The following is an 11,403-nucleotide window of genomic DNA, read 5'->3' as shown; positions in this document are numbered from 1 at the left end:
ATGGATGACACTTTTTCAGAATTTTAAAGGATAGGTAAGTAAGAAAAAGCATCTGAAATAGAAAAGCATAATATAAGGAAATAGAACATGGATAAGAGAGCGTATATTCGGGACGAATTCTCCAAAATTCAAATAGAACTGAGCGAAAAGCAGGCGGAGCAGTTTGAGCAGTATTATGAGATGCTGATCGCAAAAAATGAAGTGATGAACCTGACTGCCATTACAGAATTTGAAGAAGTGGTGCAGAAGCATTTCATTGACAGTGTGATGATAAAGGAAGTGCGGGAGCTGGGCGACAACGAAAAATGGATCGATGTGGGAACTGGCGCAGGCTTTCCGGGAATTCCTTTGAAAATCGTGTACCCACAGCTTCAGGTGACACTATTGGATTCCCTGAACAAGAGAGTGAAATTTTTACAGGAAGTTGTAGACGCGCTTGGACTGGAGCAGGTAGAAGCTCTGCATGGAAGAGCGGAAGAATACGCAAAGAAAGCAGAGTACCGAGAGCAGTACGATTGCTGCGTTTCCCGGGCAGTGGCAAATTTGGCGTCTCTTTCGGAGTATTGTCTGCCCTTTGTGAAGGTGGGCGGAGCATTCGTACCCTATAAATCCGGAAAGATACAGGAGGAGATTGAAGCTGCCGGGAAGGCTGTGGAGATTCTGGGTGGATGGATTGGACAGCGGAAGGAATTCATGCTGCCGGGTTCAGATATGTATCGCTGTCTACTGTATATTGAAAAAGTGAAGGCGACGGCAAAGAAATATCCGAGAAAGGCAGGAATGCCAACCAAGGAGCCGCTGCATTAAGAGTGTGAGATGTTTCACGTGAAACATGTGATGATTTACAAACAAACAATGGACGAAACAAAAATCCTCCTCCCCACCGGGAGGAGGATTTATATTTCTGGACTTCAAGAAATGACAGTAAAAATAATCGTATTTGATAACAAAATAAATTCCTATTGCAAAGTTGCAGGTGGCTTTTTGAATATTCTGGTGTTAGAATAGGATTAGAAATGAATGATGAGGGGAGCAAATGAGATATGCAAGATGAAGTTTTTATGAGAAAAGCGATCGAGCTTTCCATGTTGGCAGTGGAGCATGGCAATGAGCCTTTTGGCGCTGTACTTGTCAAGGACAATGAGATGGTTTTTACCAATGAAAATCAAATTTACACCAGACACGATCCTACGTTTCATGGGGAAGCTGGTCTGATTCGTGAATTCTGCGCTCAGACTGGTATCACGGATTTACAGGAGTATACCATGTATTCCAGCTGTGAACCTTGCTTTATGTGCAGTGGCGCAATGGTGTGGGTAAAACTGGGACGTCTGGTTTATGCTGCAAGTAATATGGAACTGGAGAAAATCCTTGGAAATGAAGGATGTAATTGTTCTAAAATGGTATTTGACAATTCTTTCTGGCAGCCACAGGTTACGGCAGGTGTACTGCGCGAGGAAAGTCTGGTGATTTTAAATGCGTATTTTGAAAAGCATGAGAAGGGTTGAATGACGTGGAAAAGGGAGAAAAGCGATGAAAAAAGTGGTGTTCTGGATTCTGGTATCAGCTTTGGTTATGCTGATATTGCCCTGGCTTGCGGTTTCTTTTGTAAAGGGTGACAATGGAATGGCGGTTTGTTTTATTCTGTTTTATCTGGGAAATCCAATTTACTCGATCCTTGCCGGCGTGTATGCAGGAAAAGACAGAAAAGAGCTGTGGATTGTTCCGGTTATAACTGCAGTGCTCTTTTTAGCCGGAGCCTGGAGTATTTTTGATAAAAATGAAACGGTCTTTGTTTTATATGCTCTGATTTATTTGCTGCTGGGAATTGCAGCAATGTTTGTTTCAGGACTTAAGAAAAAAGCTAAGGTGGTAGTATGAATAAAAAGAGACAGGCAATAGCAGTGGTGCTGGCGTTACTTGCAGCTATTTTCTATGCAATCAATACCCCGTTTTCAAAAATTCTTCTAAATCAGATACCGCCTACGTTGATGGCTGCGTTTCTATATCTTGGCGCCGGAATCGGAGTTGGATTTCTGTATTTGTTTCATATAAAAGGGGAGGATAAGTTAGAAAGGCTGACAAAAAAGGATCTTCCATATACCATAGGAATGATCGTGCTGGATATCGCAGCGCCTATATTTCTGATGATTGGAATCCGTATCGGATCCGTGTCAAACGCTTCGCTATTGGAAAATTTCGAAATTGTAACAACAACGCTGATTGCGCTGCTGGTATTTAAGGAGAAGGTGACGGCCAGGCTCTGGGCAGCGATTGGTTTTATTACAGTATCCAGTATTGTGCTTTCCTTTGAAGGAAGCGGTAGTTTTCAGTTTTCTCTCGGTTCTCTGTTTGTTATTCTGGCGACCTGCTGTTGGGGACTGGAAAATAATTGTACCAGAAAGATTTCAGATAAGAGTACTTATGAAATCGTGTTTTTAAAGGGAATCTTCTCAGGCGGTGGTTCTCTGGTGATTTCCTTTATTTTAAGAGAGCATATTCCGGAATGGAAGTATATGATGCTTGCCATGCTGCTTGGATTTGTAGCGTATGGACTTAGTATCTTTATGTATATCAGGGCACAGAAGGATTTGGGAGCGGCAAAAACAAGCGCATATTATGCGGTGGCACCCTTTGTAGGTACATTTTTAGCCTTTCTTATAAATGGAGAAGAACTTACAACCGCTTATTTTGTAGGACTCATCTTTATGATGATTGGTAGCATTATGATTGTGTATGACACTATGGTAAGATATCATTTACATGAGCATTCCCATATCGTTGTTCATGTTCATAACGGAAGAATTCATACCCATATCATTACTCATACACATGAACATCATCATATCACATCAGAAAAGAAACATGGGCATACGCACGGAGATTACAAAAATAGTGAGGAACATCGGTTGGCACATTTATCAGATAAATAGAGAGAAGGAGCAAAAGTGAAACGTCAAAGATGGTATATTCCGGTTGGACTTTGGCTGATATTTGAAAGTATAGCGGTGATTTTGTGGCTGACAAAGGAACAGGTATTTTACTTGTTTAATTTTTCTTACATAGGTACCGTGTTGGCAGTTGGATTACTGCTCTTTCAAAGAAACTATCGATATGCCAGACATATGGTACAACTATTGGTTGGTCTCTATATGCTCGTGTATTTGGGCTTGATTTGCGGAGAAAATATGCAGATCGAGGGATTTTGGTATTATCTGTTTACCGGTGTATTTGAAGCGGCAACGATACATTATGCCGTTGCAAAAATATTTGGGGCGCTTGTTTTTGGAAGAGGCTGGTGCGGCTATGCTTGTTGGACAGCCATGGTTCTGGATTTCCTTCCCTACAGAATTCCCCAGACTTCACGTAATACAAAATGGGAAAAGTTACGTTATGTCACATTTGGAATATCATTGATTTTTGTAGCTTCCCTATTTTTGCTTCAGGTGGGACATCTGGAGCGCATTATGTTTTGGAGTTTTGTGATCGGAAATATTCTTTATTACGTAATTGGAATTATACTTGCTTTTCTTTTCAAGGATAACCGGGCCTTTTGTAAATATCTCTGTCCGATCACGGTATTTCTGAAGCCTGCAAGTTATTTTTCTCTGGTTCGTGTCAAATGTAATGTGGAAAAATGTATTTCCTGTGGAAAGTGCAAAAGAGTGTGTCCGATGGATGTGGATATTACAGACAATTCCAGAAAACGAAAGAACGGCACAGAATGTATTCTTTGTATGGAATGTGTCAAAGCTTGTCCTCGGAAGGCATTATAAGGGAAAATTTGTTTCTGTATAGCAATCTAAAATATCCTGTGTTATAATAAATTTTAACGCGACAAAACGAAAATATAGCTTAAATGTTTCACGTGAAACATCTCTCGAAGGCAAGGCAATCTGCGCCCTACCTTTGATCGAAGGAGAACAAAATGGGAAGAATCATAGCAGTTGCCAATCAGAAAGGTGGCGTTGGCAAAACTACAACATCGATTAACCTGGCTGCGGCTCTGGCCGAAAAAGGAAAAAAAGTACTTCTGATAGACAGTGATCCCCAGGGAAATGCCACCAGCGGAGTGGGAGTTGACAAAAATCAGGTTGAAACGACCATCTATGACCTGATTCTGGGAGAAAAAGAAATCCAGGACTGTATCGAATATACGGAATTTGAAAATCTTCATTTGATTCCGTCGAATGTGGATCTGGCAGCCGCTGAGATCGAACTGATTGGAATTAATGAAAAAGAATTCATTATTAAGAAGGCGGTAGAAACGATCCGTGATCGATATGATTTTATCATCATTGATTGTCCGCCGTCTCTGAATCTGTTGACGATCAATGCCATGACCACTGCTGACACTGTCCTGGTTCCGATCCAGTGCGAATACTATGCTCTGGAAGGCTTAAGCCAGCTAATACACACGATCAATCTGGTTCGTGAACGTCTGAATCCGTACCTGGACATCGAGGGTATCGTATTCACTATGTTTGACGCCCGCACCAACCTGTCGTTGCAGGTAGTAGAAAATGTCCGTGCCAACGTCAAGCAGAAAGTATACAGCACCATCATCCCACGAAACGTACGTCTGGCTGAGGCGCCCAGCCATGGATATCCGATCACAGTCTACGATCCCAAATCTACCGGCGCAGAAAGTTATCGTGCCCTGGCCGAGGAGGTCATTAACCGTCCGGAGGAATAAGAGCAGATAAAACCTGTTTATGAATACTTACATTACAAAGCATGAAAAGGATATAAGTATAAAATGAAAAGGCATATTACTGTTCTCAGTCATTTTCACACGAAACGATTAGCGTGAATGAAGTGAACAGTAGCAAGAATAGAAAGGAGCAGGCATGGCTGCAAGAAGAGGAGGACTCGGAAAGGGTCTGGACAGTCTGATTCCGGAGACGATCAAACCAGCGCCTCAGGAAAAGACGAAAGTAGTAGAAAAAATAGTAGAGAAGGTGGTAGAAAAACCAGTTGAGCAGAAAGTAAAGCTTTCCAAGATAGGACCGAGAGAGGATCAGCCTAGAAAGCAGTTCGATGAAGATTCCCTCGCGGAGCTGGCAGAATCCATCAAACAGTTCGGCGTTATCCAGCCACTGGTGGTTCAGGAGAAGAACGGTTTCTATGAAATTATCGCAGGCGAACGCCGTTGGCGCGCAGCCAAGATGGCGGGCTTAAAAGAAGTTCCGGTCATTATTAAGAAATACACGGATCTGGAAATCATGGAAATCTCCCTGATCGAGAACATCCAGAGAGAAAACCTGAACCCCATCGAGGAAGCTTTAGCCTACAAAAAACTGTTGAACGAATTTCATCTGAAGCAGGACGAAGTGGCGGAGCGAGTATCGAAAAGCCGTGCCGCTGTCACCAACTCCATGCGTCTTCTGAAGCTGGATGAACGGGTACAACAGATGCTCATTGACGACATGCTAAGTACCGGTCATGCCAGAGCATTGCTGGGAATTGAAGATCCGGAGCTGCAGGTCAATATAGCTACCAGAGTATTTGACGAAAAGCTGAGTGTCCGTGAAGTAGAAAAACTGGTAAAGAAAATCCAGGAAAATAAGCCGGAAAAACCGAAGACTGATCCGGTGGACGATTTCATTTACAATGATCTGGAAGAAAAAATGAAAGCGGCTATGGGAACGAAGGTATCGATCAAACAGAAGGCCAAGGGAAAAGGAAAGATCGAGATCGAATACTACTCCCGGGAGGATCTGGAGAGAATCTTTGAAGCCATTACCAGAAAGAATTAGAGGAGAAATCCCCTACGGGGATTCCTATATGCGCTGGAAACATGCGCAAATTAAGGAAATCCCCTACGGGGCTCCCTGGATGCGCTGAAAACACGCGCAGATCAAGGAAATCCCCTACGGGGATCCCTGGATGCGCTGAAAACACGCGCAGATCAAGGAAAGGAGAACACTAAGATGAGTCCGATTTTAAAGTACGTCTATCAGGTAACCGGGATCGATACAGCCTACATTCTGGCCGGAATGCTGGCGTTGATTCTGATTTTGTTGATTTTAATAATTGTGACATTATGTAAACTGAAAAAGTTACGTCGCAAGCTGGATCGCTACATGCGCGGCAAAGATGCGGAAAGCCTGGAGGAAACTATTTTATCCTGTATCGAAAAGGCAGAGAAGGTGGACCAGATGAACCATATTCTGCGTGAAGATATCATTGGCCTCCGCAAGAACCAGAAAATTACTTTCCAGAAAATGGGAATGGTAAAGTACAATGCCTTTCGTGAAATGAGCGGTGATTTGAGCTTTGCTTTGGCCCTGCTGGATCAGGAAAATAACGGATTTCTGATCAATTCCGTCTATGGTAACGAAGGCGGTTATTCCTACATCAAGGAAATTAAAAACGGAGAAAGTGAAATCCTTCTCTCCGAGGACGAGCAGAAAGCCCTGGATAAAGCCAAAAGCCAGGCTTGAAAAAAACACAGAGATATTATATGATTAAGTGAGCATTAGAGAGTCAACGTGCTTGTGCGATTGACGCAAAATTAAGTATCGAAAGCAGTAAAGGAGAAAAAACATGCTGGATATAAAATTTGTCAGAGAGAACCCGGAAATCGTAAAACAGAACATCCGCAATAAGTTCCAGGATCAGAAGCTGGGCCTGGTAGACGAGGTCATCGAGCTGGATGCGCAGAAGAGAGCTGCTCAGCAGGAAGCAGACAGCTTACGTGCAGAGCGTAACAAGCTGTCCAAGCAGATCGGCGCGCTGATGGGCCAGGGCAAGAAGGAAGAGGCAGAGGAAGTTAAGAAGCAGGTAGCTGCAGAGGCAGACCGTCTGGCAGAGCTTTCCGAGAAGGAAAAAGAGCTGGATGAGAAGATCCTGAAGGATATGATGACTATCCCGAACATCATTGACCCGAGTGTACCGATCGGGAAAGACGACAGCGAGAACGTAGAGGTTCAGCGTTACGGCGAGCCGGTAGTTCCGGATTTCGAGATTCCGTACCACACCGAGATTATGGAGCGTTTCAACGGCATCGATTTGGACAGCGCAAGAAAGGTAGCCGGAAACGGATTCTATTACCTGATGGGCGATATTGCGAGACTGCATTCCGCAGTGCTGGCCTATGCCCGTGATTTCATGATTAACAGAGGCTTTACCTATTGCGTACCGCCTTTCATGATCCGCAGCAACGTGGTTACCGGCGTTATGAGCTTTGCGGAGATGGACGCTATGATGTACAAGATCGAGGGCGAGGATTTGTATCTGATCGGTACCAGCGAGCATTCTATGATCGGAAAATTCATCGACAGCATCCTGCAGAAGGATGAGCTGCCAAAGACTCTGACCAGCTATTCTCCGTGCTTCCGTAAGGAGAAGGGTGCCCACGGCCTGGAGGAGAGAGGCGTATACCGTATTCACCAGTTTGAAAAGCAGGAAATGATCGTAGTCTGCGAGCCGGAGGACAGCAAGATGTGGTTTGATCGTCTGTGGCAGAATACCGTAGACCTGTTCCGCTCCATGGACATCCCGGTACGTACGCTGGAGTGCTGCTCCGGTGACCTGGCTGACCTGAAGGTGAAGTCTGTAGACGTAGAAGCATGGTCTCCGCGTCAGAAGAAGTACTTCGAGGTAGGAAGCTGCTCCAACCTGGGCGACGCACAGGCACGCCGTCTGAAAATCCGTATCAACGGGGAAAAGGGCAAGTATTTCGCGCATACATTAAATAATACCGTAGTTGCTCCGCCGCGTATGCTGATCGCATTCCTGGAGAATAATCTGCAGGCAGACGGAAGCGTTCGTATTCCGGAGGCACTGCAGCCGTACATGGGCGGTATGAAAGAGATTCGATAAAAAAAGATTCCAGATAAAAGATATCCACATACTCACCGGGTTTTCCACAAAAGTGGATAACCCGGTGGAATTGTGGATAACGGATCCCGAAGGAGGTGATTACAGTGCATGAATATCTGAGAGCCATCGGATTCAGCCGAATCCAGACCAAAGAAGAATTGAATTACCTGTTGAAAATGACAGAGGAAAGCTACCAGAGTGAGCGGACTTCCGGTGAGTATGGAGGACGCGATTTCTCAGAGCGGCGGAAGGAATTCGCACCGGGCATGGGCATCATGCTGCGGGGGGAGTACAATGACCGCGAAGAATATCAGAGCGAATATTATTTTCCCTATTTTCAGGGAAGACAGGAGAAATTCTACGACAATATTACCATCGAGCGCCATGCGGAGAAAGAATCCTACGCGGGCGTCATCGACGATCTGGCCATGGGCGTCACGATCATTTTCTATGTACAAAATGTGGCGGATTATTTGAGTGAACGGCGGCGGAGCCATTTCTCATCCTGCACTGTCACACTGAAATTCGCAGGATTGTCCACAGAAGGCAAGATTCTTCTGCCGGTGGCCCAGAGCCTGACGCCGGAGGAGAACACGAAGGCAATTCTGCAGCGGACGAAGCTTATCAAAGCCGCCCGTGAGGGGGATGAGGAGGCCATCGAGAACCTGACCATTGAGGACATGGACACCTATTCCATGATTTCACGGCGGATCGCCCATGAGGACGTCTTCTCGATTGTGTCTACGTATTTTATGCCTTACGGCGTGGAGTGCGACCATTATAATGTGCTGGGAGAGATTCTCGAGTATCATCTTGTGCAGAACAGCCTGACAAAGGAATGGATCTATGTTCTGACGCTGGAGAGCCACGATCTGGTCTTCGAGGTCTGCATCAACAAGGACGATCTGCTGGGTGAACCGGCAGTGGGCCGTCGCTTTAAAGGCGTGGTGTGGATGCAGGGCGAGGTGATTTACCATAATTAACAGAAAACGAGAGATAGTATAAAAGGAAAACGGACTGAATGGGGAATAAAATTCAGTCCGTTTTTGTGGATAAGAAAAGGAAAAGAATATGTCTCATATCATAGAAATCAGTAATTTTGACGCGCCGGAGCTGGATATCTACGCGCGTACCAGCGAAAATCAGTTAGTCAACCGGGCAAACCCGAAGGAAGGAATGTTTATCGCGGAAAGCCCCAGAGTCATCGAACGGGCGCTGGATGCAGGGTATGAGCCGGTGTCCTGCCTGGTGGAAAAACGGCAGCTTGCGGGAGAAGCAAGGACGGTTCTGGAGCGGTTGGGAAATATTCCAGTATACACGGCGGAAATGGAGGTTCTGGCGCAGCTTACAGGCTTTAAGCTGACCAGGGGAATGCTCTGTGCCATGTACCGGAAAGCCCTTCCGTCTGTGCGGAAGGTGTGCGGGAACGCCCGGCGTATTGCCATTCTGGAAAATGTGGTAAATCCTACGAATGTGGGCGCTATTTTCCGTTCCGCGGCTGCCCTTCATATGGATGCGGTGCTTCTGACCTTCGATTGCAGCAATCCCCTTTACCGCCGGGCGGTTCGGGTCAGTATGGGAACAGTATTTCAGATTCCCTGGACCTTTTTCGACAAAGAGGACTGGCCGGAAAAAGGAATCGGACTGTTGCGGGAGCTTGGCTTTAAAACCGCAGCCCTGGCTTTGAAGGACGATTCGGTCAGTATTGATGATCCGGATCTGATGAGTGAGGAAAAGCTGGCACTGATTCTGGGAACCGAGGGGGACGGCCTGGCTGCTTCTACCATTGCGGACTGCGATTATACGGTAAAAATTCCTATGTCCCACGGGGTAGATTCCCTGAATGTGGCGGCGGCCAGCGCGGTGGCGTTCTGGCAGGTGGGACAGAAAAACAGATAAAAATCGAACATCCGTTCTTAAAAATAAGATGCGGCTGTTTTATAATAAGGACAAAAATAATAAGCATAATAAGAAAATCGACACCGGAAGCGGTTGGAGGTGTTTGGAAAAATGGGAAAAGAACATTGCTATGTGGCGATTGATTTAAAATCCTTCTATGCCTCTGTGGAATGTCGGGAACGGGGACTGGATCCGCTGACGACGAATCTGGTGGTGGCAGATCCGGAGCGGACGGAAAAAACCATCTGTCTGGCAGTGACGCCTGCGCTGAAGGCATACGGGATCTCTGGACGGGCCAGGCTTTTCGAGGTAGTAGAGAGAGTACGTGCGGTCAATGCGGAACGGCTTCGGCGGGCGCCGGGAGGAAGGTTTGCAGGCTCATCCTCCGATGCGGCAGAGCTGGCGGCACATCCGGAATACGCGCTGGATTACATTGTAGCGACGCCCCGTATGGCGTATTATCTGGAATACAGCTCGCAAATATATGAGATATATCTGAACTATATTGCGCCGGAGGATATGCATGTCTATTCCATCGACGAGGTATTTATGGATGTGAGCACTTATCTGCATACCTACCGGAAGACGCCCCGGGAGCTGGCCACAGAGATGATTCGTTCCGTTTACCGGGAGACAGGTATTACAGCTACAGCCGGGATCGGAACGAATCTGTATCTGTGCAAGATAGCCATGGATATCCTGGCTAAGCATGCCAGACCGGATGCAGACGGAATCCGGATTGCGGAGCTGGATGAGATGTCCTATCGGCAGAAGCTCTGGACACACCGGCCGCTGACGGATTTCTGGCGGGTGGGTCCCGGCTATGCCAGAAAGCTTCAGGAGCAGGGCATATATACCATGGGTGATGTCGCCCGCTGTTCTATAGGAAAGCCAGGCGATTACTACAACGAAGAGCTTCTTTATAAAATGTTTGGCGTCAACGCGGAGCTTCTGATCGATCACGCCTGGGGCTGGGAGCCCTGTACGATCCCGGAGATCAAGGCATATAAGCCGGAGAACAACAGTATAGTTTCCGGTCAGGTGCTGCAGTATCCTTATGAATATGAAAAAGCCCGGATGGTGGTCCGGGAGATGACCGATTTGCTGGCGCTGGATCTGGTGGATAAAGGATTGGTGACCGATCAGCTGGTGCTGACGGTTGGATACGATATAGAGAATCTGACGGATCCGGAGCGCAGAAAGAATTATCATGGGAAAATTACCGTGGACCGATATGGACGCCGGGTTCCTAAGCATGCTCACGGGTCGAGCCGTCTGGAGTGCCAGACAGCTTCTGCAGAGCTTCTGGTGAGGGCAGTGTCGGAATTGTATGCCCGGATTGTGGATCCGAAGCTTCTGGTACGTCGGATTACAGTGACGGCCAATCATCTGGTGCGGGAAGAGAACGTACAGAAGAAAGAGACCTATGAGCAGCTCAGCCTGTTTACCGATTATGAGGCAGAAAAAAAGGAAACGGAAGCGCAGAAAGAGGCTTTAGAAAAAGAAAAACGGTTGCAGAAAGCCATGTTGGACATCAAGAAACGATATGGAAAAAACGCAATCCTGAAGGGAGCGAACCTGCAGGAAGGAGCCACCGCCCAGCACCGGAACAGCCAGATCGGAGGCCACCGGGCCTAGGGCAGAGCTGCCGCTTGTTATGCGGAAAATCAGAAAGAA

Annotated in this window: 13 protein-coding genes; all 13 read left to right on the top strand. The window is 46.5% G+C overall.

Annotated elements, in window-relative coordinates; all coding sequences use genetic code 11:
* The first annotated feature begins 87 nt into the window (after positions 1-87).
* Positions 88-807, top strand: coding sequence for a 16S rRNA (guanine(527)-N(7))-methyltransferase RsmG (gene rsmG / locus ACESZP_RS14510; RefSeq protein WP_178038064.1), 720 nt, complete (start codon positions 88-90; stop codon positions 805-807).
* Between the two features lie 18 nt (positions 808-825).
* On the top strand, positions 826-1,008 hold the full coding sequence (locus ACESZP_RS14505) for a hypothetical protein (RefSeq protein WP_499709466.1): 183 nt from the start codon (positions 826-828) through the stop codon (positions 1,006-1,008).
* A 35-nt stretch (positions 1,009-1,043) separates the two neighbouring features.
* Complete coding sequence (locus tag ACESZP_RS14500; protein WP_178038063.1) at positions 1,044-1,508, top strand: deaminase; 465 nt, start codon at positions 1,044-1,046, stop codon at positions 1,506-1,508.
* Positions 1,509-1,575: 67 nt separating this feature from the next.
* Positions 1,576-1,881 carry a DUF2651 family protein gene (locus tag ACESZP_RS14495; RefSeq protein ID WP_499709492.1) on the top strand — a complete coding sequence of 102 codons (306 nt, stop codon included), beginning with the start codon at positions 1,576-1,578 and terminating at the stop codon, positions 1,879-1,881.
* Entirely contained in the window at positions 1,878-2,933 is a 1,056-nt protein-coding gene (locus ACESZP_RS14490) for a DMT family transporter (RefSeq protein ID WP_499709464.1), read from the top strand. Before ACESZP_RS14495 ends, ACESZP_RS14490 begins: the two co-directional genes overlap by 4 nt.
* A gap of 15 nt (positions 2,934-2,948) precedes the next feature.
* Positions 2,949-3,776: a 4Fe-4S binding protein gene (locus ACESZP_RS14485; protein ID WP_499709462.1), complete on the top strand. Its 828-nt coding sequence runs from the start codon at positions 2,949-2,951 to the stop codon at positions 3,774-3,776.
* Positions 3,777-3,928: 152 nt separating this feature from the next.
* On the top strand, positions 3,929-4,696 hold the full coding sequence (locus ACESZP_RS14480; protein ID WP_158361308.1) for a ParA family protein: 768 nt from the start codon (positions 3,929-3,931) through the stop codon (positions 4,694-4,696).
* 154 nt (positions 4,697-4,850) lie between these two features.
* Positions 4,851-5,759 (top strand): ParB/RepB/Spo0J family partition protein, encoded by a 909-nt coding sequence (locus tag ACESZP_RS14475; RefSeq protein WP_499709461.1) that lies wholly within the window; start codon positions 4,851-4,853, stop codon positions 5,757-5,759.
* Positions 5,760-5,933: 174 nt separating this feature from the next.
* Positions 5,934-6,446, top strand: a complete 513-nt coding sequence (locus tag ACESZP_RS14470; RefSeq protein ID WP_499709459.1) for a DUF4446 family protein — start codon at positions 5,934-5,936, stop codon at positions 6,444-6,446.
* A 103-nt stretch (positions 6,447-6,549) separates the two neighbouring features.
* The gene (gene serS, locus ACESZP_RS14465; RefSeq protein WP_178038057.1) at positions 6,550-7,827 is read left to right on the top strand and encodes a serine--tRNA ligase; all 1,278 of its coding nucleotides are present in this window, start codon (positions 6,550-6,552) and stop codon (positions 7,825-7,827) included.
* Positions 7,828-7,931: 104 nt separating this feature from the next.
* Positions 7,932-8,810, top strand: coding sequence for a DUF3881 family protein (locus ACESZP_RS14460; RefSeq protein ID WP_499709457.1), 879 nt, complete (start codon positions 7,932-7,934; stop codon positions 8,808-8,810).
* 88 nt (positions 8,811-8,898) lie between these two features.
* Positions 8,899-9,726, top strand: a complete 828-nt coding sequence (locus ACESZP_RS14455; RefSeq protein WP_499709456.1) for a TrmH family RNA methyltransferase — start codon at positions 8,899-8,901, stop codon at positions 9,724-9,726.
* 111 nt (positions 9,727-9,837) lie between these two features.
* Positions 9,838-11,364 (top strand): Y-family DNA polymerase, encoded by a 1,527-nt coding sequence (locus ACESZP_RS14450; RefSeq protein ID WP_499709454.1) that lies wholly within the window; start codon positions 9,838-9,840, stop codon positions 11,362-11,364.
* The last annotated feature ends 39 nt before the right edge of the window (positions 11,365-11,403 follow it).

The sequence above is a fragment of the Candidatus Dorea massiliensis AP6 genome, assembly GCF_964245105.1.
In the GTDB taxonomy this organism is placed as follows: domain Bacteria; phylum Bacillota; class Clostridia; order Lachnospirales; family Lachnospiraceae; genus Laedolimicola; species Laedolimicola intestinihominis.
The sequence above is the reverse complement of the archived record's forward strand: the minus strand, read 5'-3'. Positions and strand labels throughout refer to the sequence as shown.